The organism is Streptomyces africanus (genome assembly GCF_030816955.1).
Classification (GTDB): Bacteria; Actinomycetota; Actinomycetes; order Streptomycetales; family Streptomycetaceae; genus Streptomyces; species Streptomyces africanus.
Genome location: NZ_JAUSYP010000001.1, coordinates 1,268,331 through 1,289,074, shown reverse-complemented (window position 1 = coordinate 1,289,074; position 20,744 = coordinate 1,268,331). Strand labels below are relative to the sequence as shown.

Annotated in this window: 24 protein-coding genes and 1 pseudogene; 13 read left to right on the top strand and 12 right to left on the bottom strand. The window is 72.2% G+C overall.

What is annotated here, in order from left to right:
* Positions 1–19: 19 nt before the first annotated feature.
* Positions 20–1,216, bottom strand: a complete 1,197-nt coding sequence (locus QF034_RS06125) for an MFS transporter (protein ID WP_307173977.1) — start codon at positions 1,214–1,216, stop codon at positions 20–22.
* Positions 1,217–1,303: 87 nt separating this feature from the next.
* On the opposite strand from QF034_RS06125, the gene QF034_RS06120 reads away from it, so the two are divergent.
* Positions 1,304–1,759, top strand: coding sequence for a winged helix-turn-helix transcriptional regulator (locus QF034_RS06120; RefSeq protein WP_307173976.1), 456 nt, complete (start codon positions 1,304–1,306; stop codon positions 1,757–1,759).
* 142 nt (positions 1,760–1,901) lie between these two features.
* Here the strand turns inward: QF034_RS06120 and QF034_RS06115 are convergent, their stop codons facing one another.
* The 3 genes and pseudogenes from QF034_RS06115 to QF034_RS06105 all read right to left on the bottom strand — a co-directional run bounded on the left by QF034_RS06115 (position 1,902) and on the right by QF034_RS06105 (position 3,574).
* Positions 1,902–2,273, bottom strand: coding sequence for a metallophosphoesterase family protein (locus QF034_RS06115; protein WP_307180115.1), 372 nt, complete (start codon positions 2,271–2,273; stop codon positions 1,902–1,904).
* Between the two features lie 59 nt (positions 2,274–2,332).
* A pseudogene (locus QF034_RS06110) lies at positions 2,333–2,563 on the bottom strand (metallophosphoesterase family protein); the annotation flags it as partial.
* Between the two features lie 63 nt (positions 2,564–2,626).
* Positions 2,627–3,574, bottom strand: a complete 948-nt coding sequence (locus tag QF034_RS06105) for an RNA polymerase sigma-70 factor (protein ID WP_307173975.1) — start codon at positions 3,572–3,574, stop codon at positions 2,627–2,629.
* A 174-nt stretch (positions 3,575–3,748) separates the two neighbouring features.
* On the opposite strand from QF034_RS06105, the gene QF034_RS06100 reads away from it, so the two are divergent.
* Positions 3,749–4,516, top strand: a complete 768-nt coding sequence (locus QF034_RS06100) for an SDR family oxidoreductase (RefSeq protein WP_307173974.1) — start codon at positions 3,749–3,751, stop codon at positions 4,514–4,516.
* 95 nt (positions 4,517–4,611) lie between these two features.
* Complete coding sequence (locus QF034_RS06095) at positions 4,612–5,241, top strand: PadR family transcriptional regulator (RefSeq protein WP_307173973.1); 630 nt, start codon at positions 4,612–4,614, stop codon at positions 5,239–5,241.
* A 129-nt stretch (positions 5,242–5,370) separates the two neighbouring features.
* On the opposite strand, the gene QF034_RS06090 is transcribed toward QF034_RS06095, so the two are convergent.
* Positions 5,371–5,799: a type II toxin-antitoxin system Rv0910 family toxin gene (locus QF034_RS06090; protein ID WP_307173972.1), complete on the bottom strand. Its 429-nt coding sequence runs from the start codon at positions 5,797–5,799 to the stop codon at positions 5,371–5,373.
* Positions 5,800–6,022: 223 nt separating this feature from the next.
* On the opposite strand from QF034_RS06090, the gene QF034_RS06085 reads away from it, so the two are divergent.
* From QF034_RS06085 to QF034_RS06075, 3 genes are all read left to right on the top strand, one after another.
* Positions 6,023–6,592, top strand: coding sequence for a Clp protease N-terminal domain-containing protein (locus QF034_RS06085; protein WP_307173971.1), 570 nt, complete (start codon positions 6,023–6,025; stop codon positions 6,590–6,592).
* An 85-nt stretch (positions 6,593–6,677) separates the two neighbouring features.
* Complete coding sequence (locus tag QF034_RS06080; protein ID WP_307173970.1) at positions 6,678–7,682, top strand: EamA family transporter; 1,005 nt, start codon at positions 6,678–6,680, stop codon at positions 7,680–7,682.
* Between the two features lie 228 nt (positions 7,683–7,910).
* Positions 7,911–8,858 carry a DMT family transporter gene (locus tag QF034_RS06075; protein WP_307173969.1) on the top strand — a complete coding sequence of 316 codons (948 nt, stop codon included), beginning with the start codon at positions 7,911–7,913 and terminating at the stop codon, positions 8,856–8,858.
* Positions 8,859–8,889: 31 nt separating this feature from the next.
* Here QF034_RS06075 and QF034_RS06070 read toward each other — a convergent pair whose 3' ends face one another.
* A complete protein-coding gene (locus tag QF034_RS06070) occupies positions 8,890–9,573 on the bottom strand; it encodes a pyridoxamine 5'-phosphate oxidase family protein (protein ID WP_307173968.1) in 684 nt (227 codons plus the stop codon).
* A gap of 35 nt (positions 9,574–9,608) precedes the next feature.
* Between QF034_RS06070 and QF034_RS06065 the strand changes: the two genes are divergently transcribed.
* Positions 9,609–10,940, top strand: coding sequence for an aminotransferase class I/II-fold pyridoxal phosphate-dependent enzyme (locus QF034_RS06065; protein ID WP_307173967.1), 1,332 nt, complete (start codon positions 9,609–9,611; stop codon positions 10,938–10,940).
* A gap of 592 nt (positions 10,941–11,532) precedes the next feature.
* On the opposite strand, the gene QF034_RS06060 is transcribed toward QF034_RS06065, so the two are convergent.
* Positions 11,533–12,471: a DMT family transporter gene (locus tag QF034_RS06060; RefSeq protein WP_307173966.1), complete on the bottom strand. Its 939-nt coding sequence runs from the start codon at positions 12,469–12,471 to the stop codon at positions 11,533–11,535.
* 74 nt (positions 12,472–12,545) lie between these two features.
* Between QF034_RS06060 and QF034_RS06055 the strand changes: the two genes are divergently transcribed.
* Positions 12,546–13,448 (top strand): LysR family transcriptional regulator, encoded by a 903-nt coding sequence (locus tag QF034_RS06055; protein WP_307173965.1) that lies wholly within the window; start codon positions 12,546–12,548, stop codon positions 13,446–13,448.
* A 15-nt stretch (positions 13,449–13,463) separates the two neighbouring features.
* Here QF034_RS06055 and QF034_RS06050 read toward each other — a convergent pair whose 3' ends face one another.
* Positions 13,464–13,934: a pyridoxamine 5'-phosphate oxidase family protein gene (locus QF034_RS06050; protein WP_086561598.1), complete on the bottom strand. Its 471-nt coding sequence runs from the start codon at positions 13,932–13,934 to the stop codon at positions 13,464–13,466.
* 140 nt (positions 13,935–14,074) lie between these two features.
* Between QF034_RS06050 and QF034_RS06045 the strand changes: the two genes are divergently transcribed.
* Complete coding sequence (locus QF034_RS06045) at positions 14,075–14,725, top strand: cysteine hydrolase family protein (protein ID WP_307173964.1); 651 nt, start codon at positions 14,075–14,077, stop codon at positions 14,723–14,725.
* Here QF034_RS06045 and QF034_RS06040 read toward each other — a convergent pair.
* The 4 genes from QF034_RS06040 to QF034_RS06025 all read right to left on the bottom strand — a co-directional run bounded on the left by QF034_RS06040 (position 14,712) and on the right by QF034_RS06025 (position 16,687).
* Positions 14,712–15,179: a Rieske (2Fe-2S) protein gene (locus tag QF034_RS06040; protein WP_307173963.1), complete on the bottom strand. Its 468-nt coding sequence runs from the start codon at positions 15,177–15,179 to the stop codon at positions 14,712–14,714. The two genes, QF034_RS06045 and QF034_RS06040, sit on opposite strands and share 14 nt — an antisense overlap.
* Positions 15,180–15,383: 204 nt before the next feature.
* A complete protein-coding gene (locus QF034_RS06035) occupies positions 15,384–15,830 on the bottom strand; it encodes a hypothetical protein (protein ID WP_307173962.1) in 447 nt (148 codons plus the stop codon).
* The gene (locus QF034_RS06030) at positions 15,823–16,110 is read right to left on the bottom strand and encodes a DUF2249 domain-containing protein (RefSeq protein ID WP_307173961.1); all 288 of its coding nucleotides are present in this window, start codon (positions 16,108–16,110) and stop codon (positions 15,823–15,825) included. Before QF034_RS06030 ends, QF034_RS06035 begins: the two co-directional genes overlap by 8 nt.
* Before the next feature lie 52 nt (positions 16,111–16,162).
* Complete coding sequence (locus QF034_RS06025; RefSeq protein WP_307173960.1) at positions 16,163–16,687, bottom strand: DUF2231 domain-containing protein; 525 nt, start codon at positions 16,685–16,687, stop codon at positions 16,163–16,165.
* A gap of 348 nt (positions 16,688–17,035) precedes the next feature.
* On the opposite strand from QF034_RS06025, the gene tal reads away from it, so the two are divergent.
* The 4 genes from tal to QF034_RS06005 all read left to right on the top strand — a co-directional run bounded on the left by tal (position 17,036) and on the right by QF034_RS06005 (position 20,738).
* On the top strand, positions 17,036–18,157 hold the full coding sequence (gene tal / locus QF034_RS06020) for a transaldolase (protein ID WP_307173959.1): 1,122 nt from the start codon (positions 17,036–17,038) through the stop codon (positions 18,155–18,157).
* Between the two features lie 2 nt (positions 18,158–18,159).
* Positions 18,160–19,395, top strand: a complete 1,236-nt coding sequence (locus tag QF034_RS06015) for an NAD(P)/FAD-dependent oxidoreductase (protein ID WP_307173958.1) — start codon at positions 18,160–18,162, stop codon at positions 19,393–19,395.
* Between the two features lie 177 nt (positions 19,396–19,572).
* Positions 19,573–20,328: a HipA family kinase gene (locus QF034_RS06010; protein WP_307173957.1), complete on the top strand. Its 756-nt coding sequence runs from the start codon at positions 19,573–19,575 to the stop codon at positions 20,326–20,328.
* Complete coding sequence (locus QF034_RS06005) at positions 20,325–20,738, top strand: DUF3037 domain-containing protein (RefSeq protein ID WP_307173956.1); 414 nt, start codon at positions 20,325–20,327, stop codon at positions 20,736–20,738. Before QF034_RS06010 ends, QF034_RS06005 begins: the two co-directional genes overlap by 4 nt.
* Positions 20,739–20,744 lie beyond the last annotated feature (6 nt).

Here is a 20,744-nt window from a genome sequence, read left to right as displayed (position 1 = left end):
GCGCGAGTCCTGGACCGATTTACCCACGAGCCCCGTCTCGCGCCGGGCGCTCACCAGGGCCGACCCGGAGCAGTCGCCTGTCGGCCGCCCGGACGGCCAGGGCGCAGGCCGCGCATCCCGCCCCGAGGAGGCTGGAGCCCGTCCAGCCGTAGGCGGTGAAAACGGCGGTGGTTGCGGCCGCGCCGAGGGCGGAGCCGAGCGAGTAGAAGACCATGTAGCCGCCGAGGACGCTGCTGACGCGGTCCGGATACGCGGTGGTGAGCTGGTGCTGGTTGCTCACGTGCACGGCCTGGACCGCGAAGTCGAGGACCACGATTCCGGCGATGAGGAGCCACAGCGACCACGGCAGTTGCCCGATCGCCGCCCACGAGAGGATGAGCAGGGCGAGCGCGAGACCGGTGACCGGAGCCGCCCGCCCGGCGTCCGCCCACCGCCCCGCGCGTGCCGCGCCGAGCGCGCCGGCGAGTCCGGCGATGCCGAACAGGCCGATCCGGCTCTCGCTCAGCTGCCACGGCGGGTTCGCCAGCGGCAGGGAGAGCCCGCTCCACAAGGTCCCGAACGAGGCGAACAAGAAGAACGCGATGAGCCCGCGCGTGAGGAAGACACGCTGTCCGAACAGTCCGCCGAGTGAGGCGACGGCCTGCCCGTACCCCGCAGGCGGGTCGAGGCGCTCCTCGGACGGCAGTGCCACGAGGACGAGGGCCGCGAGCCCGAGGGACAGCACCGCGAGCACGGCGTAGACGCTCCGCCAGCCCCACGCCTCGGCGAGCGTGCCGGTGACGACCCGCGCGCCCAGGATTCCGGCCACGACGCCCGAGGTCACGACGCCGATGTTCCGGCCGCGTTCGGCGGGCGGTGAGACCGACGCGGCGTAGGCCACCGTGGTCTGCACCACGACCGCGAACAGCCCGGCCGCCGCGAGCCCCGCGAACGCCACCCAGGCGGCTGACGCCGACGCCGTGAGGAACATGCCCATCGCGGTGATCGCCAGATGCGCGGCGATGAGCCGGCGCCTGTCCGCCACATCGCCCAGCGGCACCAGCAGCACCAGCCCCGCCAGATAGCCGAGCTGGCCTACCGCGACGATCCACCCGGTGAGTTCCGCCGGCACACCGAGATCGCGTCCCATCGGCTCCAGAACCGGCTGCGCGGCGTAGATGCTCGCCACGGCGACACCGCACACCACCGCGAGCAGCAGCCGCCGCCACACGTCCATCGCTCCCCAACCCCCATCAGTAGCAAATTGCAACCGATTTGAAGGTACGGCAGAATGGTTTCGATCCGCAACTCATTGGGAGGCGTCATGCCGCGCACCGCCACGCGCGCCCCGACCCCCGACTGGACCGACCCCGACTGCCCCGTCGCCCGCACGCTCGACCTCGTCGGCGACAGGTGGAGCCTGCTCGTCATCCGCGACGCGATGGACGGAGCGCGTTCGTTCACCGAGTTCCAGCGGCGGACCGGCATCGCCCGCAACATCCTCACGGACCGCCTGCGCAAGCTCACCGCTCATGGGGTCCTCGCGCAGCGCACCGCGCCATCGGGCCGCCGCCGGGAATACGTACTCACCGACGCCGGCCGCGACCTGTTTCCGGTCATCGTCACCCTGCGCCAGTGGGGGGAGCGCCACGCCTTCGCCCCCGGCGAGACGCACTCCACCCTGGTCGACCAGCACGGCACCCCCGTGCCGGAGATCGTGCCGGCCGGTGCCGACGGCACGCCCCTCGGCGCCGACACGACCCAGGTACGGAAGGTCTGATGGAGTTCATCGAGCGGACCACGGACATGACCCCCAACAGTTGCTCGGACTGGCCCTTGAGATAGCGGAGCAGGGCCTGGCCGGCGGGCGAGCTGCCGATCGGGGCGGTCGTGGCCATGGGGAATGACGTCGTCGGGCGGGCCTACACACAGGAGCAGACGCTCGACCGGCGGCTGGTCCACGCCGATCTGACGGCGCGTTCGGTGCCCGGGGCGGCGGTCAGGTCGACGCGGCTGACGACGCCGGGGGTCACCCACACCGGCACCGTCTCCAGGAAGCCGAAGATCTGCAGGTGGAAGTGGCCGCAGAGGATGAGGCGGACATCGCTGCCGCGGATCACCTCGGCCAGTTCCGCCGGGTTCTGCTGCCCCAGGGCCCGCTGGACTTCCACGTCCAGGGTGATGGGCGGGTGGTGGAAGACCAGGACGGTGCCCCGGGGTGCCGGGGTGCGCAGAACCTCGCGGAGCCGGTCGAGCTGGGTGCGGCTGAGCCGGCCGTATCCCTTGCCGGGCACCAGGGAGTCGAGGGTGATGAAAACGCCTGTCGTTCGTCGTGGTTGCCGGTGTTGTAGATCACCGGGACGTTCCGCTCCGCGGCGAAGTCACGCACGAGGTCGCGGGCGGCGACGTAGGCCTCCGGCGGTCCGTCGTCGGCGATGTCGCCGCTGACGACGATGGCGTCGACGTCGCGCAGGTACCGCAGGTCAGCGAGCATCCCGCGCAGGGACCGGGTCGCGTTGACGCCGTGCTTGCTCGGTGTGTCGCGGCGGTCGAGGTGGGTGTCCGACAGATGTAAGACCCTCATTTCCCAGGCCATCGCCGCCCCGGACACCCTCGGGCGGAGTCCGGAAACGAGCGAAGAGCGAGGTCAGCGCCTGACGGCGGTTTCCCGCGCCACACGCGACAGCTTCTCGGGGTTGCGGACGTGGTAGGCGCCGGTGATGCAGCCGTTCTCGACGCGCACAGCCACCACGCCGTCGACCTCCCCGTCGACCCGCACTAGCAGCCCCGGAGCGCCATTGATCTGGGCCGGCTCGACCGACCTCTCGGCGTCGCGCCGCCACCAGCCGGCCGCCAGCAGGCGGGCCACCTCGTCCGCGCCCACGACGGGCCGCAGCAGGGCATGTGCGACTCCGCCGCCGTCGCTCAGGGCGACGACGTCCGGCGCGAGGATGTCGAGCAGGCCCTGCAACTCGCCGGTTTCGACGGCTCGCTGGAAGGCCTGGAGCGCGGCTCGGGTCTGGGCCGGGGAGACGGTGCCGCGTGGCCGGCGCGCGGCGACGTGTGCCCGTGCGCGATAGGCGAGCTGGCGGACCGCGGCCGGGCTCCTGCCGACGGCTTCGGCGATCTCGTCGTACTCGAGGGCGAACACCTCGCGCAGGACGAACACCGCTCGTTCGACCGGGGCGAGCGTCTCCAGCACCAGCAGCATCGCCATCGAGATGCTGTCGGCCAGTTCGACGTCCTCGGCCACGTCCGGCGCGGTCAGCAACGGTTCGGGCAGCCACGGCCCGACGTAGGACTCCTTGCGCCGGCCGAGCGCGCGCATCCGGTCCAGTGCCTGCCGGGTGACGATCCGCACGAGGTAGGCACGCTTCTCCCGCACGGTCGCCGGATCGACGCCCACCCACCGCAGCCAGGTCTCCTGCAGGACGTCCTCGGCGTCGGCGGCCGAACCGAGCATCTCGTAGGCGACGGTGAACAGCAGGTCGCGGTGGGCGACGAACACCTCGGTGGCGGAGTCCGCCGGCTCCGTCCGGCCGGTCCGGTCGAGTGGCCCCGCCCCGCCCGTGGTCCGTTCCCCGCGCTCGCTCATCCCCGGCTCCCGCCTGTCCGTTCCCGGCCCCGCTCCACACACCAGACGCCGGACCCCGCCGTTCTGTAACACCCCTGATCGGTGGCCTGCGTCACACGACCGCGTCTGTTACGGGCGCCGGGGCGCCGGCGTCTCGTGTTCGTCAGGAGCGACCCGATGAGAAGGGCACGGGACATGAGCACCCATAGGTTCGCAGTGGCAGGGGCGACCGGGCGGCTGGGACGCCACGTCGTGGACGTTCTGGCGGAACGAGGGCACCAGGTCGTGCCGATGGCCCGCGCCACCGGCGTGGACATCATCACCGGTGAGGGCCTGGCCGAGGCGCTCACCGGGGTCGACGTCATCATCGACGTCGCGTCCTGGCACGCCTCCGACCAGGAGGCCGCCACGGAGTTCTTCCGTACGGCCACCCGCAACCTGCACGAGGCCGGGCGGCACGCGGGAGCCGGCCGGGTCGTCGCCGTGTCCATCATCGGCACGGACAAGGCCACCGCCGGTTTCATCGCCGCCCAGCAGGTGCACGAGGAGGCCCACCTGTCCGGTCCGCTGCCCGCTCGCATTCTCCGGGCCGCGCAGTTCCATGAATTCGTCGGTCAGCTCCTGGACTGGCGGCAGGGGGACGTCGCCTACATCCCGGCCCTGCCCACCCAGCTCGTCGCCTGTCGCACCGTGGCCGAAACGCTGGTCGACCTGGCCACCGACCCCGGCGCGCCCGACCGGCCGGGCCCCGGAACACCGATCCCCGAGATCGCCGGGCCGCGCAGGGAGACCATGGCCGAGGCGGCCGGGCTCCTCGGCGCCCGCCGGGGCATCAAGGTCGTAGAGGTCGACGGCTCCGGCATGCCCGATGCCGAGACGGCGGCGGCCGGCGGGTTCCTGCCCAGCCCGCACGCCAAGCTCGCCGGCCCCACCTTCCGGGAATGGCTCGACACCCAGCCCTGATACGGGCGGACCCGATCGAGCCTTGCCATCCGAACACTACCGATATATCGTTGAGGCATCGCGACAGATCAACGATGGAATGGAGAGTGTTTGCGATGCATACTCACGGATTCGAGCACGGACATGGCCATGGCGGACCCCGTCACGGCGGCCGGGGCGGCTTCGAGGCGCTGCGTGCGGCCTTCGGGCCCTTCGGGCCGGGCGGTCCCGGCTGGGGCGGGCCCGGTGGTCCGGGCTTCGGCCCCGGCCCCTGGGGCGGACGAGGGCGCGGCGGGCCGAGGGGAAGGGCGCGGCGCGGTGACGTGCGGGCCTCGATCCTGGCCCTGCTCAAGGACCGGCCGATGCACGGCTACGAGATGATCCAGGAGATCGCCGAGCGCAGCGGCGGGGCGTGGAAGCCCAGTCCCGGCTCGGTGTACCCCACCCTTCAGCTGCTGGAGGACGAGGGCCTGATCACGAGTGAGTCCGAGGGCGGCAAGAAGCTGTTCTCGCTCACCGAGGCGGGTCGCGCAGCGGCCGAGGAAGGACCCGAGGCGCCCTGGGAGGAGGCCTCCCGCGGGGTCGACTGGGAGGCTCTCGGGGAGATCCGCCAGGCGGGTTTCGGCCTCATGGAGGCCTTCGGCCAGGTCTGGAAGACCGGCAGCAAGGAGCAGCGGGAGAAGGCGCTCGGCGTCATCAACGAAGCCCGCAAGAAGCTGTATCTGATCCTCGCCGACGAGGACTGACGATCGAGAGGACCGGCGGCCGCGAGGGGTGACGCGAGTACGGCGCTGAGCAGGCGCCCCGTGGAGTGATCCGCGGGGCGCCTCGGCTTGCGCCGGTTGCGCCGGTTGCCGGACTGCCTGGCGTTGGCGTCAGGTCACCAGCCCGTCCAGCTTGCGCAGCGACTCGTTCAGGGCGGCCGTGGCCGAGTCCTTGAGCTTGCCCGCCATCAGCGACACCGTCGCGCCCGTGAACTCGCCGTCGATGCGGACCGTCGTCACTTCGCCGTCGGGTGTGAGGGTGTAGCGCGTCACTACGGTCACGCCCATCGGGCCCTTGCCGCGGATGCCGAGCACCCGGGCCGGTTCTAGTGCCTCGACGGTCCACTCCACCTCGGCCGGGAAGTTCATGAGCCGCATGTTCTCCCGGAACGTCGCGCCGACCTCAAGCGGTTCGGGGCCGCCCTCCGGGAAGTTCGTGTGGGTCGCGTTCCACTCGCCGTACGAGGGCCAGTCCGTGAGTCCGGCCCACACCTTCTCGGCCGGCGCCCCGATGCGTGCCTCCGCGCTGACTTCGGCCATGCGACCACCTCTTCACGTCGGGCTGGATGTCGCGGAACGTAGCCGTGACCGTCGCAATGTTCAATACTGACGAACTGTCAGTTCGGTCGGGGCTGCCGGGTGGAACAGCCTGATGTCCTCCGTAAGGAGGAGATTCCGGCCGGCGATGTCCACTTTCCGTGGGACGCGAAAATGCTTCCCTCCGGGGATGACCCGGGCGCCCGGGACTGATGGGGTGGGGGATGTGCAACCCCGTATCCCCCGCCAGTCGGCGCATGAGCACGGCATCCACCGCGCGGAGAACGATGCCAGGCTCAGTGACGAGCTGGCGTCGGTGGTCACCGGTGCCCGCCGGAGGGCGGTCAGGGACGCGGACCGTCAGATCGACACGGCCCATCTGCTCCACTCGCTGCTGGAGTCCGACCCGGAGGCGCGTGCCGTCTTCGAGGGGCCGCAGATCGCGCGGCTGCTCGGCTACCTCGTCCAGCGCAGCATCGGCTACGGCCTGCGCTGGCAGAACGGCGTCGAGGACTCCGGCGCCGTCCCCGTCGTGACGGAGACCGCGGGCTTCTCGCCGCTGGCCGCGGCCTCGATGGAGTACGCCCGTGAACGGGCCGCGCGGCACGGCGGTCCGGCCCGCGGCGTCGACCTGCTCGCGGCGATCGTCGTCGACTCGCAGGCGCGCGCGGTCGAGGTGCTCCGACGCGCCGGGATCGACCCGCACGCGGTGCTCGCCCGTATCGACGGCTGGACCGACGGGTCGCGGGAGTGCCCGTCTCAGGAGTGTGTCCGAGGTGGCGAAGCCGCTTACTGACCGGGCTCGGCCGAGCCGCTCGTGACGTCCAGACAGTGAGACAGGTGCCATAAGGGATGACGCTCCTGTCACGGCCTGTCATCATGTGCCGGTGCGTACGTCTGACAGCAGTCCCAGCAGGCACGGCAAGGGCGTGGGGCTCGGCCTCGCGCTCCTGTCCGCGGTCGCCTTCGGCGGATCCGGTGTCGCGGCCAAGCCCCTGATCGAGGCGGGTCTGGACCCCCTGCACGTGGTGTGGCTGCGTGCGACCGGGGCGGCCCTGGTGATGCTGCCGCTCGCCGTGCGCCACCGGGCGCTGCTGCGCCGCCGGCCCGGACTGCTCGCCGGGTTCGGGCTGCTGGCCGTCGCCGGTGTCCAGGCCTGCTACTTCGCCTCGCTCTCCCGTATCCCCGTCGGGGTGGCGCTGCTCATCGAGTACCTGGCGCCCGCCCTCGTGCTGGGCTGGGTGCGGTTCGTGCAGCGGCGGCCCGTGACGCGCGCGGCGGCGGTCGGTGTCGTCCTCGCGGTCGGCGGGCTCGCGTGTGTCGTCGAGGTGTGGTCGGGGCTCCGCTTCGACGCCCTGGGGTTGCTGCTCGCCCTCGGCGCGGCCTGCTGCCAGGTCGGCTACTTCGTCCTCTCCGACCAGGGCAGCGACGCCGGGGACGAGGCACCCGACCCGCTCGGCGTCATCGCCTACGGCCTGCTCGTCGGCGCGGCCGTACTGACCGTCATCGCCCGGCCGTGGAGCCTGGACTGGTCCGTGCTCACCGGCACCGCCCGCATGGACGGCTCGCCCGTCGCCGCGGTCGCCCTGCTGGCCTGGATCATCCTCGTCGCCACGGTCGTCGCGTATGTGACCGGCGTGCTCGCCGTGCGCCGGCTCTCCCCGCAGGTCGCCGGTGTCGTGGCCTGTCTCGAAGCGGTCATCGCCACCGTCCTGGCCTGGATCCTCCTCGGCGAGCACCTGTCGGCGCCGCAGCTCGCCGGTGGCGTGATCGTGCTGGTGGGCGCGTTCATCGCGCAGTCCTCGACGCCCGCCAAGGGCTCCGGACAGCCGGTGGCCAGCGGCGGCCCGGAAAGGAAGTTGTCCCGGCCCGGAACGGCCGCATAGGGTGCCGATCATGCCTTCGAACGCACTCGTTCTTCCGCCTCCGGCCGCCTGAGGCGGGCCCTCCGGAATCCGCGCCCGGCGTGTCACGGCCGGGCCGAACGGTGCTGCCCGCAGACGAAGTCCGCGGACCCCGCTGATCCGACGTGATCCGGGGCCCTTCCCGAACTTCCGCGCACCAGCCGCCGCCGATGCCGCGCGGCGTGCCGTGCGCGTCTGCGGAGAGAACACGTGTCGAACACTGCCTCCGGCCTGCCCGTCGGGCGAGGCCTCCTCTATCTGATCGTCGCCGGTGTCGCCTGGGGCACCGCGGGCGCGGTCGCCTCACTGGTCTACCGGGCCAGCGACCTGGGGCCCGTCGCCCTCTCCTTCTGGCGCTGCGCCGCCGGTCTCGTGCTGCTGCTCGCCGTCCGCCTCGTCCGGCCGCGCGCCCGGGCCGCCGTACGCGTGCCGCTCGGCCGCCGGGCGCTGCGGTCCGGGGTCACCGGAGTCGGGCTCGCGGTGTTCCAGACGGCCTACTTCGCGGCCGTCTCCGCCACCGGCCTCGCCGTCGCCACGGTCGTCACCCTCGGCGCCGGGCCCGTGCTCATCGCGCTCGGCGCCCGGCTGACGCTCGCCGAGCGCCTCGGCCGGGGCGGAACTGCCGCCGTCGCGGGCGCTCTCGCCGGGCTCGGGGTCCTGGTCCTCGGCGGCGGGGACACGACCGTACGCCCGTGGGGTGTGCTGCTCGCGCTGCTGTCGGCGGCCGGGTACAGCGTGATGACGCTGCTCACCCGCCGGTGGGGTCGCGACGGCGAGGCCGACGCCTCCCGGACGACCGTCGGGGCGTTCGCCGTCACGAGCCTGTTCCTGTTGCCGTTCGCCCTGGCCGAGGGGCTGCTGCCGCACACCGAGGAGCCCGGCCGCCTCCTGGTCCTGCTGGCGTACGTCGCCGCCGTCCCCACGGCCCTCGCCTACGGCCTCTACTTCGCGGGCGCGGCCGTCGTACGGTCGGCCACCGTGTCGGTGATCATGCTGCTGGAGCCGGTGAGCGCGGCGGTGCTCGCCGTCGTCCTGCTCGGCGAGCACCTCACGGGGGCGACGCTGGCCGGCACCGTGCTGATGCTGGGCTCGGTCGTGGGGCTCGCCGTGGGCGAGGCGCGGGGTGCCAGGACCAGGGAGCCGGTGATGCTGGGGTGACATCAGCGAGCCCTCAGGTCCGGGCGTGACGTCACCGCGCCGTCAGGTAGTCGGGCAGTTCGGTGCCGGGGGCCAGGTCGTGGTTGGCGACCGGGGTGCCGTAGCCCATGCGCAGGGGGACGACACCGGCCCAGTGGGGGAGGGCGAGGTCCTCGGGTTCGTCGTTCGCGCCGCCGGTGCGGACCTTGGCCGAGACCTCGTCCAGGTCCAGGCGGATCACCGCGGTGGCGGCCAGCTCCTTCTTGTTGGCCGGCCGTGAGTCGGCGGAGCGGCCCTGGACGACCTGGTCGACCAGGGCGTCCAGGGCCTGCCGCTTCTCCTCGGGGTCCGTCACGTCATGGGCGACGCCGTGCACCACCACGGAGCGGTAGTTGATCGAGTGGTGGAAGGCCGAGCGGGCCAGGACCAGTCCGTCCACGTGCGTGACGGTCAGGCAGACCGGGAGGCCCGGGTCGGCCTGGCCGGCCTCCCGCAGCGGGCGCGAGCCGGTCGAGCCGTGCACATAGAGCCGCTCGCCGGTCCGGGCGTACAGGGTGGGCAGCACGACCGGCGCGCCGTCGCGGACGAAGCCCAGATGGCAGACGTAGGCCTCGTCGAGGATCGAGTGCACCAAGTCCTTGTCGTACGAGGCCTTGTGCGCGGCGCGCGTGGGGACGGTGCGGTCGGTCGGGGTGTAGGCGTCGGGCTGCGACGGCGTCTGCGTGGTCCCCTGCATGGTGCTCTCCATTGTATTAGTGCATAATGAGATTTGTGCTAGGAGAGTATCGGATCAGTGGGCGTCGTGCAGCGGAGATTTCCGCGAGCATTGAGCGGGCGGTGGGCAGCGGCGAGCTGTCGCCGGGTCAACTGCTGCCGCCCATGCGGGAGTTGGCGGAGCGGTTGGGGGTGAATCCCAACACGGTCGCGGCCGCGTACCGGACCCTGCGCGAGCGCGGGGTCATCGAGACCGCGGGCCGGCGCGGCAGCCGGGTGCGGGCCGCGCCGGCCACGACCGGGCGGGACCACATCAGGGTGGACGTACCCGACGGCGTGCGTGACGTGGCGAACGGCAATCCGGATCCGGCACTGCTGCCGCCGCTCGCCGGGGCGTTCGCGGCGGCGGCAGCCGAGGGCGACCGCGCGCCCGTGCTGTACGGAGCCGATCCGCTGGAGCCTGAGCTGGCCCGGATGGCCCGCGCCGGTCTCGACGCCGACGGGGTGCCGGACGGGCCGCTCGCCGTGGTCTCCGGGGCACTCGACGGCGTCGAACGGGTGCTCGCGGCCCACCTCAAACCCGGAGACGCCGTCGCCGTGGAGGACCCCGGCTGGGGCCGCACCCTCGACCTCGTGCCGGCGCTCGGGCTCAGGACCGTCCCCGTCGGGGTCGACGACGAGGGGCCCGTCGCCGACGACGTACGGCGGGTGCTGGAGTCCGGGGCGCGTGCGCTGATCGTCACGGACCGGGCGCAGAACCCGACCGGCGCCGCGGTGAGCGCCGGGCGCGCGCGTGCCCTGCGGTCCGTGCTCCGGGAGCACCCGGAGACCCTCCTCATCGAGGACGACCACGGGCACGGCATCGTCGACGTGCCCCTCCACTCCCTGGCCGGCGCCACCCGGCACTGGGCGTTCGTACGCTCGGCCGCCAAGGCCTACGGACCCGATCTGCGCCTCGCCCTGCTCACCGGGGACGCCGTCACCGTCGACCGGGTCCGCGGCCGGCAGCGGCTCGCACCCGGCTGGGTGAGCCTGCTGATGCAGCGGGCGCTGGTGCGGCTGTGGGCCGACGGGGCGGTGGACACGGGCGCGGTGGCGGCGGCGTACGGGAGGCGCCGGGACGCGCTGATCGGCGCGCTCGGCCGACGCGGTGTCCTGGCGCACGGGCGCAGCGGTATGAACGTGTGGGTGCCCGTTCCGGACGAGACCGGCGCCGTCGCGCGGCTGCTGCACGCCGGGTGGGCCGTCGCCCCCGGCGCCCGCTTCCGGCTGAACGCGCCGCCCGGCATCCGGGTCACCGTCTCCACGCTCACCGAGGACGAGACCGGGGCGCTGGCCGACGCAATCGCCTCGGCCCTCGGACCGGCTCCGGCGCGGAGTTATGTCTGAGGCTCCCCGGTTGGGCGGGGCTGTGCGGCGGCTGGGTCGGAGGGGGTGTCCGGGGGCTGGCTGTGCCCGGGGGCCGGCGGGGGCATGTGGGGACCGGCTGTGTCCGAGGGGTCGGCGGGGGCCGCTTTGGCCTCGGGGTCCGTCGGATTCGCTGAGGCGTGCGGTCGGATCGGTTGCGTCGGACGTGTCCGGCCCCCCCTGCAGCGTCGGAGCGCTTCCGGTCCCGCGCGCTGCGTCGAAAGTGTCCGACCGGACCGCTGCGCCGGAGTGTGTCCGGCCCCGTCCGCTGCGGCGGAGGTCTCCGGCGGACCCGCTGCGGCCGCGGGTCCGCCGGACTCGCTACGGCCGAGGCCCTGGTCGGATCTCTGGGACCGATGCGCCGGCTGGACTGTCCGTCCGGGGTCCCGGCCGGGCTCTGGGACGGAGGGCCCGCCCGGGTCTCTGCGTCGGAAACCCGCCTGGGCACCCACGCCCGAGGTCCCGCCCAGGCCTCCACGCCCGAGGTCCCGCCCAGGCCTCCACGCCCGAGGTCCCGCCCAGGCCTCCACGCCCGAGGTCCCGCCTCGACCTCTGGCTTCGCCCCACCCGGACCTCACCCCCGAGGCTTCGGTCGTACCTGTGTAAGGGCCGCGCCGGTCAGGACGATGACCGCCCCGACCGGTGTCGACCAGGTGAGCGACTCGCCGAGGAGGGCGACGCCCGCGGCCGTGGCGATGACCGGGATGAAGTACGTGACCATCTGGGCGGTCGTCGGTCCGACCTCGGCGACCAGGCCGTACTGGAGGAGGACGGCGAGGCCCGTGCCCAGTGCGCCCAGGGCGGCGATAGCCAGCAGCGGTCCGACGGACAGGTGGGTGGGCAGCGTTGTGAACAGCCGCGTGACGACGGCCAGTTGGACCGTCGCGAGCAGCAACTGCGCGCCCGTCATCGACAGGTGCGAGTTGCTGGTGCCGGCCAGGGTGCGGCGGACGTAGATCCAGCCGATCGGGTAGCTGAGGGAGGCCAGCAGGGCCAGTGCCGTGCCGGTGGCGTCCAGGTCGTGGAAGCCCTGCCAGGCGCCCAGCACCGTGAGTACTCCCAGGAAGCCGAGCCCGAGCCCGGCGACCCGCACCCGGGTCGGGCGGTCCTCCGACAGGGCGACCAGCGACAGTGCCATGCCCCACAGCGGCGAGGTCGCGTTGCAGATGCCCGCGAGCGTGGACGGGATGGTCAGCTCGGCGTACGCGAACAGCGAGAACGGCAGGGCGTTGAGCAGGAACGCGGCGACCGCCAGATGCCCCCACGTGCGCGCCCCGCGCGGCAGTCGCTCCCGGCGCACCGCCATCGCGGCGGCCAGCACCGCCGTACCGAACACCAGCCGGCCGAGCGTGACCTGGAACGGCGCGTACCCCTCGGTGCCCACCTTGATGAGAAGGAAGCTGAAGCCCCAGATCAAGGACAGCGCGGTGAAGCGCAGACGCCAGTCGAGGCGGCGACGGGGGCGGTCGCCCGAAGGGGTGGCGACCCGGCCGGGGGTGGTGACGGTGCTCATGGAAGACACGATGCCGGGCAGCACCTCGTAGCACAATCGAGGTTTCGCACCCGATATTGCGTAGCATTGCTTACATGTTGAACCTGGAGCGCCTGCGCACCCTCGACGCCCTCGCCCGGCACGGCTCGGTCAGCGGCGCGGCCGAGGGGCTGCACATCACGACGTCCGCCGTCTCCCAGCAGATGTCCAAGCTGGAGCGGGAGGTCGGCCAGCGGCTCCTCGCCAAGAACGGCCGGGGCGTGCGCCTCACCGACGCGGGCCGGCTGCTCGCCGAGCACGCCGCGCGCATCCTGTCCCAGGTCGAACTCGCCCAGTCCGACCTGGAGGCGCAGCGCGGACAGGTGGTCGGCGAGCTGAGACTCTCGGCGTTCCCGACGGCCGCCCGCGGCCTGTTCCCGCTCGCGCTGCCCGCGCTGCGCGAGCGGCATCCCGCGCTCCGGCTGCGCTCCTGCGAGCTGGAACCGGAGGCAGGCATCGCCGGAGTGGTGCGCGGCGACCTCGACCTCGCCGTGGTGCTCGACTGGTACAACAAGCCGATGACGCTGCCCGACGGCCTGGTCAAGGCGTCGATCATGGACGACCCCGCCGATGTCGCCATGCCCGCGGACCACCGGCTCGCCGGCCGGGACGAGGTGGACCTCGCCGAGTTCGCCGACGACGAGTGGATCACCTGGGGCCAGGGGGAGTTCTGCCACGAGTGGCTGATGTTCACGCTCCGCTCGAAGGGCATCGAGCCGCTCGTCGGCCACCGCGCCGCCGAGACCCACACCCAGCTCGCGCTGGTCGCCGCCGGCCTCGGTGTGTGCGTCGCCCCGCTGCTCGGCCGCCGTCCCGTGCCCGCCGGAGTCGTGACCGTCCCCGTCAGACAGCGGGTCCGGCGGCATGTGTACGTGGTCTGGCGCGCGGACGCCGACCGCCGCCCGTCGATCCGGGCCGCGGTGAAGGCCCTCCAGGAGGCGGGGGAGAGCCTCGGCTGAGCCCGCGCCGCCGCTCTACTGCGGCGCCAGCTTGCGGAAGTCCCAGGAGACGATCTTCTGCGGCGTCAGACGTATCCAGGCGTGCCGGCCGTCGTGCGGCATCTCCTCCAGGCGGAAGTTCTTCCGGGCGAACAACATCTCCGGGACGTCGAGTTCGGCGCGCAGCTCGCCGGTGCGCGGGATCTCACCCACGAACTCGACGGTGCCCGACAGCTCGACACCGCGCAGCTCGTCGTACTCCTCGCCGGTGTCGACCACGATCGCCACCCGCGGATCGCGCCGCAGGTCGGTCCACCGTTTGCTGCGCACGACCGAGTACAGCCACATCGAGGTGCCGTCCCAGGCGAACCACAGGGTGCTCACGTGCGGGGCGCCGTCGGCCGACACCGTGGCGACCCGGCAGGTGCGCTGCGTGGTGAGGAAATCGTCCAGCTCGCCAGGCGTCATCATGATCTTCCGGCCCCGGCGCTGCTGAGTGACGGTCATGCTCCCCCTCTTTCCTTCTTCTCTCACGTCGTGTCAGAGGTGATCCTCTGACATCACGTCAGAAAAGAATGGATTCTCTTCCGTTGGTGCGCAATGGTGGCTACGCTCGCGCGCCCAGCCGCCGGCGCCCAGGGGGAACCGTGCCCGCGTACGCAGAGCTCAGCGAACTCCTCGATCCGCGGACCACCGTGCTGCTCACCGTCGAGTGCCAGGAGGGCGTCGTCGGAGCGGACAGCGCGCTGCCCGAACTCGCCGAGCAGGCACGCGCCGGCGGGGTGCTCGCCAACGTCGCCCGACTGGTGGCCGCCGCCCACGAGAGCGGTGTCCAGGTCGTGCACGCCATCGCCGAGCGCCGCCCCGACGGCCGCGGGGCCAGCCGCAACGCCCGCCTGTTCCGTGCCGCCGAACGCCTGCCCGTGCAGCAGGTGTCGGGCACGCCGGCGGTGCGGGTCGCGGCCCCGATCGAGGTCGCCGAGGAGGACCTCGTCGTACGGCGCCTGCACGGGCTGTCGCCCCTCCAGGGCACCGATGTCGACCCGCTGCTGCGCAACCTCGGCTGCCGCACGCTGATCGTCACCGGGGTCTCGGCCAACGTGGCCGTCCCCAACGCCGTGTTCGACGCCGTGAACCGCGGCTACACCGCCGTCGTCCCGGCGGACGCCATCGCGGGAGTTCCGTCCGAGTACACCCCCGCGATGATCCGCCACACTCTCGCGTTGGTCGCCACGGTCGCGACCACGGACGAGGTGCTGGCGTGTCTGGAGGCCCCGCGGGGACTCAAGCGAGCGTGATGGAGTCGCCGTTCACGCTGATCTGCTTGGCCTCCAGCGGTTCGACCGCGGGCCCCTTCTTCACGCTCCCGTCGAGGACGGAGAACCGACTGCCGTGGCAGGTGCAGGAGATGATGTCGTCCTTGAGGTCCACCATCGGGCAGTCACGGTGGGTGCAGATCGTCGAGAAGGCCTTGTAGTCGCCCGCCGTCGGCTGCGAGACCACGACCTTCTCGTCCTTGAAGATCTTGCCGCTGCCCTCGGGGATGTCGGTGGTCTTGGCGAGCGCCGCGCCGCCGGCTCCCTCGTTCGTCGCGCCGCCGCCGGTGGCGGCGCCCTGTTCGGTGGACGCATCGGACGCCTTGTCCTCCGATCCGCACGCCGTCAGCCCCACGGTGAGCCCTGCCGCGCCCACCGCCGCCACGACGGCGCGGCGGCTCGGTCCCGACTTCGGCTGAACTGATTCGCTGGTCATGCTGACGTTCCTTCCGGGGATTCGTGATCTGCCGAGAGGTACGGCCCCTGGGGACCGGCTGTTCAGACAGTGCCGAAATCCTGCCGGGTGCGCGGAACGGCGTGGGTAAAGCGGGGCTGTCGGTTCGCTGTCGGGTGAATGGCTGACCGACACCTGACCGGAGACTGCGGACCTGCGAGTCGGGCGGCGGAGACGCGCCGGTGATCAGCTGTCCGCGGCGGAGCGGGACCGGATCTGCATGCCGGGGCGTCGGCGGTGAACGGTGAGATAGGACAGGCCGTCCGCACCTGCGGTGATGCGGCGGGTCGAGCCGTGGGGAAGCCAGAACAGCACGCCACCTGTGAGAGGTTCGTTCCGGTCGTTGCTGCCGAGGATGCCCTGCCCGGCGACGACGAGCAGGAGCACGTCGAGATCGGGCTCGGCGTGGGTCTCGACGCACTGGTGAGCCGGCAGGTGGACGAGGTTGGCGTCGAGCTGACGGCCGGACTCGGTGAGCTTCCACACGGCACCCGCCGATGCCGGATCGGCCCGGGCGAGAGCATGGATGTCGCACAGCAGGCGCGGTGCCGGCGCGGGAGCTGACCCGGGGGAGGGCACGGCAACGTGCGGGTCGATCGCCCCGGGGGTACCGGGAGCTGGGGTGTCAGGCATCGACGGTCGCCTTTCCGATCCGTACCCGCCAGGTCTCCCGGCGGGATTCGAGGTAGTCGCAGGTGTGGGTGCCCGTTCGGGTGGCCTCGAACTCGCGGCGCAGGGGCTTGGGGCCGTGGTTGTTGACCAGGAACCCCTCGCCGGGGCTCAGGCGACCGTAGCGTGCGAAGATCCGCAGGTGCCGCCGGCCGTGCGGGATCTCACGCACGTCGAGGACCGGCGGACCGCCGAGTGCGCCACCCGCGAGCAGCGTCAGCATCGTCCCCCGCACGGCGAGCACGGCGGCGAAGGTGTCACCCGAAGGCGCCCTTCTCAGGGCCTGGCCACGCCGTTCACGCCACGTGGGAGCCGCGATGCAGGTGGATCAGTTCGGCGCTCTGCACCGCCTGTTCATCGCTTTCCTGGAGGGGCGTGAGCCGGATGCCGACGTGGTAGTCCTGGACCAGCGTCCAGCCCAGGAAGCCGGCCCCGAGCGTGCAGGCCAGTCCGGCCGAAGACAGTGCGAGTCCCGGAGTGGCGCCGGTCGCCGGGCCATCCCAATGCGTGGCGTACACGGCGAGGCTCGCGCCGAAGAGGCCCAGCGCAGCGACATTGAGACCGCCGTGGGCGATTCCGACGGTCCTGGCCGCCGACCGGCGGGGGATGCCGAGCGCCAGATCGGCGATGCCGGGCAGGGCTGCCAGCAGTGCCGTGCCGACCCCGGCGATGTTGAGGGCGATGGCCAGGTTGAGCCAGAACTGCTGCCCATTGGCCGCGTAGACGGCGAAGCCCACCAGCGTGCCGGTGTAGCCGGCGATGGGGAAGCCGACGAGCATCGGGTGAACGGGATGGCCGGTGACGGTGATCTTGCTGTACATGGCACCTCCAGGCCAGTTGGTCCGTGCTACGCCTTTCCAGCTTCTCCCTCGGTGTACAGGAGCGCCAACGCGGGCCGATCAGCGTGTTCGAGTTTCGGGGCGGTGCCCGTGCAGGCGGTTCTGGCGGTGGCCGGCGGAACTCCACAGGGCGGCGCGGTGAGGGCTTTCGCCGGACCGCTTCCCGGACGAAGACCAGGACCGCCGGCCCGTCGCTGGGTGCGGATTGCGGGCTGCCGGCCGTCCGGCGACGATGGAGCGACAGGCAAGCTCTGGTGCGGGCCGCGGGCGAGCAGCGAGAAGCCTCGAGCTGTTCACTCCGCCGGGCGCGCGGGAGGAGCGGGCAGCGTCATGAATCCCTTGAACACATTGAGCGATGCCGGAGTGTCGATCTGGCTGGACGATCTCAGCCGGGAGCGGCTGGTGTCCGGGAGTCTGGCGGACCTGGTCGCGCGGGACCGGGTGGTGGGGGTGACCACCAATCCCACGATCTTCGCCAAGGCCATCACGGGCGGCGAGGCGTACGACGCACAGATCCATGACCTGACGGCCCGCGGAGTCGGGGTCCCTGAGGCACTGCGGGCGCTGACCACGACCGACGTCCGGTGGGCCTGCGACGTGCTGCGCCCGGTCTACGACGCGACGGACGGCGTCGACGGCCGGGTCTCCATCGAGGTCGACCCCCGGCTCGCGCACGACACCGCGGCGACGATCGCGGAGGCACGGGCGCTGTGGTGGCTGGTCGACCGGCCCAACCTGTTCGTGAAGATCCCGGCCGCCCGCCAGGGCCTGCCGGCGATCACCGCGTGCCTGGCCGAGGGCATCAGCATCAACGTCACGCTGATCTTCTCCCTCACCCGCTACGACGAGGTCATGACCGCCTTCCTCGACGGGTTGGAACGGGCCCGCGAGGCGGGCCGGGAGCTGTCCGGGATCGGCTCGGTGGCTTCGTTCTTCGTCTCGCGTGTCGACGCCGAGGCAGACACCCGTCTGGACAAGACCGGCACGGCGCAGGCGGCCAAGCTGCGCGGCCGGGCGGCGATCGCCAACGCAAGGCTGGCCTACCAGCACTACGAGCGGGTGTTCTCCGCACCCCGCTGGCATGCGCTTCAGAAGGCCGGGGCCCACCCTCAGCGTCCGCTGTGGGCTTCGACCTCCGTCAAGGATCCCGCCTACCCCGACACCCGTTACGTGACCGAGCTCGTCGCACCCGGCGTGGTCAACACCATGCCCGAGGCCACCTTGCGCGCGGTCGCCGACCACGGCCGAGTACCGGCCGACTCGGTCCGCACCCACTATGACGACGCTCAGCGGGTTCTCGACGGGTTGCGGGCCGTCGGCGTGGACTACGACGACCTCGTGCAGACCCTGGAGGACGAAGGGGTGTCGAAGTTCGACGCCAGTTGGGAACAGCTCTCCGAGCAGCTCGCCGCAACGCTGCGGCGCCGGCCCGCGGCCGGGGAGGGGAGCTGACGATGTCCGCGAACGACGCGTGTGTGATCGTCGGAGCTTCCCTGGCCGGGGCCAAGGCCGCTCAGGCCCTGCGCGAGGAAGGCTTCGACGGACCGCTGGTCCTGATCGGGGACGAGAGCGAACGGCCCTACGAGCGGCCGCCGCTGTCCAAGGGCTACCTGATGGACAAGGACGGGCGGGAGCAGATCTACGTCCACCGGCCGCGGTGGTACGCCGAACACAACGTGGACATGCGGCTCGGCACGGCAGTCACCGCCATCGAACCGGCCGCGCGCGAGGTGACACTCGCCGACGGCAACCGGGTCGGCTACGGCAAGCTGCTGCTGACCACCGGATCCTCCCCGCGCCGCCTGCCTGTCCCGGGTGCGGACCTGGAGCGCGTGCTGTACCTGCGGCGGGTCGAGGACAGCGACCGGATCAAGCGAGCGTTCCGGTCCGCCACACGGGCCGTGGTCATCGGTGCGGGATGGATCGGTCTGGAGACCGCTGCCGCCGCCCGCGCGGCCGGTGTGGAGGTCACCGTGCTGGAGAGGGCCGAGTTGCCGCTGCTGCGGGTCCTCGGCCGCGAGGTGGCTCAGGTCTTCGCGGACCTGCACCGCGGCCACGGCGTGGATCTGCGGTTCGGTGTGCGGGTCACCGAGATCATTGGCAGCGGCGGCGCGGCGGACGGGGTGCGGCTGTCCGACGGCACCCGCGTCGACGCCGATGTCGTCATCGTCGGGGTCGGCATCACGCCGAACACCGGGCTGGCGCGGGAGGCGGGCCTGGAGGTCGACGACGGCATCCGCGTCGACGAACGGCTGCGTACCTCCTACCCGGACATCTACGCCGCCGGTGACGTCGCCAACGCTTTCCACCCGCTGCTGGGCAAGCACATCCGCGTCGAGCACTGGGCCAACGCGCTGCACCAGCCGCAGACCGCGGCCAGAGCCATGCTCGGCCGGCACGACGCGGTGTACGACAGGGTGCCGTACTTCTTCACCGACCAGTACGACCTGGGCATGGAGTACGCGGGGTACGTCGAGCCGGGCGGTTACGACCAGGTCGTCTTCCGCGGTGATGTGGCCGGACGCGCGTTCATCGCCTTCTGGCTCGCCGGCAACCGGGTACGCGCAGCCATGAACGTCAACATCTGGGACGTCAACGACCAGCTCCAAGCCCTCGTCCGCACCGCCCGGCCAGTCGACGTGGACACGCTCACCGACCCACAGGTGCCCCTGGAGTCTCTCCTGCCCTGATCGGAACGACGGCGGCCTGTACGAACAGCTCCACGCCCATGTGCCCGTTGTGGTCGTTCCGGCCGACTTCCGGCGCGCCTCCTCCTGACGCCGTCAAAAGCAACTGCGGGCACTCCTCGTCCGCGATCACCCTCGGTTACTATGCTCACTTCATGCCGGAGGCCGAAAGCAAGGGACATGCTGAAAGAGGTCACCGCGACCCGCTACATCACGCCGCTGCGTGAGGGCGGTTCGCTGCCGGGGCTCGTCGAGGCCGACGACTTCGGCACGTACGTCCTGAAGTTCACCGGCGCCGGGCAGGGGCGCAAGACGCTCGTCGCCGAGGTGGTCTGCGGGGAACTCGCCCGCCGGCTGGGGCTGCGCGTGCCACGCCTGGTCACGGTCGAGCTCGACGCGGAACTGGGGCTCGGCGAACCCGACCAGGAGGTGCAGAGCCTGCTCAGGTCCAGCGGCGGCACCAACCTCGGCATGGACTTCCTCTCCGGCGCGCTCGGCTTCGACCCGCTCGCCTTCCCGGTCGGTCCCGGGGAGGCCGGGCGGATCGTCTGGTTCGACGCGCTGGTCAACAACGTCGACCGGTCCTGGCGCAACCCCAACCTCCTGATGTGGCAAGGCGAGTTGTGGCTCGTCGACCACGGGGCGACGATGATCTGGCACCACAACTGGCCCGGCGCGCAGGCCTCCGCGGCCCGCCCCTACGACGCCGCCGACCATGTCCTGGCGCCCTTCGCGCCCGATGTCGCCGCCGCCGCGGCCGAGTTGGCGCCCCGGGTCACCGAGGACCTGCTCGCCGACGTCACCGCGCAGATCCCGGACGCCTGGCTGACGGGCGAGCCCGGCTTCGACACGCCGGACGACCTGAGGCGGGCCTACGCGCGGCCGCTGCTCGCACGGGCTGCCGTCATCCACGACCGCATCCAGGGGATCACGTGAGCGACCGGCACATCATCAAGGGCGGGCCGCGCGACCGCCAGATCTACGAGTACGCCGTCCTGCGCGTCGTCCCGCGCGTCGAGCGCGGCGAGTGCATCAACGCCGGGGTGCTCGTCTACTGCCGCGCCGAGTCCTACATCGGCGCCCGCACCCACCTCGACGAGGCCCGCCTGCTGGCCCTCGACCCCCGGGCCGACGTGGCCGGCGTCCGCGCGGCGCTGCGCGCCGTGGAGGGCATGTGCGCGGGCGGCCCCGCGGCCGGCCAGGCGGCGGACGACACCCCCGGCCGCCGCTTCCGCTGGCTGGTCGCCCCGCGCTCGACGATCGTCCAGCCCGGCCCCGTGCACACCGGCCTGACCACCGACCCGGCGGCGGAGACCGAGCGTCTGCTGGACCTGCTGGTGAGATGACGGACG

Excerpts from the sequence above, each read along its gene's own strand:
- QF034_RS06055 (WP_307173965.1), top strand. The coding sequence starts at position 12,546 with ATGTTGAACCTGGAGCGCCTGCGCACCCTCGACGCCCTCGCCCGGCAC.
- QF034_RS06010 (WP_307173957.1), top strand. The coding sequence starts at position 19,573 with ATGCTGAAAGAGGTCACCGCGACCCGCTACATCACGCCGCTGCGTGAG.
- QF034_RS06035 (WP_307173962.1), bottom strand. The coding sequence starts at position 15,830 with ATGCCTGACACCCCAGCTCCCGGTACCCCCGGGGCGATCGACCCGCAC.
- QF034_RS06060 (WP_307173966.1), bottom strand. The coding sequence starts at position 12,471 with ATGAGCACCGTCACCACCCCCGGCCGGGTCGCCACCCCTTCGGGCGAC.
- QF034_RS06050 (WP_086561598.1), bottom strand. The coding sequence starts at position 13,934 with ATGACCGTCACTCAGCAGCGCCGGGGCCGGAAGATCATGATGACGCCT.
- tal (WP_307173959.1), top strand. The coding sequence starts at position 17,036 with ATGAATCCCTTGAACACATTGAGCGATGCCGGAGTGTCGATCTGGCTG.
- QF034_RS06090 (WP_307173972.1), bottom strand. The coding sequence starts at position 5,799 with ATGGCCGAAGTCAGCGCGGAGGCACGCATCGGGGCGCCGGCCGAGAAG.
- QF034_RS06015 (WP_307173958.1), top strand. The coding sequence starts at position 18,160 with ATGTCCGCGAACGACGCGTGTGTGATCGTCGGAGCTTCCCTGGCCGGG.
- QF034_RS06100 (WP_307173974.1), top strand. The coding sequence starts at position 3,749 with ATGAGCACCCATAGGTTCGCAGTGGCAGGGGCGACCGGGCGGCTGGGA.
- QF034_RS06120 (WP_307173976.1), top strand. The coding sequence starts at position 1,304 with ATGCCGCGCACCGCCACGCGCGCCCCGACCCCCGACTGGACCGACCCC.
- QF034_RS06125 (WP_307173977.1), bottom strand. The coding sequence starts at position 1,216 with ATGGACGTGTGGCGGCGGCTGCTGCTCGCGGTGGTGTGCGGTGTCGCC.
- QF034_RS06095 (WP_307173973.1), top strand. The coding sequence starts at position 4,612 with ATGCATACTCACGGATTCGAGCACGGACATGGCCATGGCGGACCCCGT.
- QF034_RS06025 (WP_307173960.1), bottom strand. The coding sequence starts at position 16,687 with ATGTACAGCAAGATCACCGTCACCGGCCATCCCGTTCACCCGATGCTC.
- QF034_RS06070 (WP_307173968.1), bottom strand. The coding sequence starts at position 9,573 with ATGCAGGGGACCACGCAGACGCCGTCGCAGCCCGACGCCTACACCCCG.
- QF034_RS06105 (WP_307173975.1), bottom strand. The coding sequence starts at position 3,574 with ATGAGCGAGCGCGGGGAACGGACCACGGGCGGGGCGGGGCCACTCGAC.
- QF034_RS06040 (WP_307173963.1), bottom strand. The coding sequence starts at position 15,179 with ATGACCAGCGAATCAGTTCAGCCGAAGTCGGGACCGAGCCGCCGCGCC.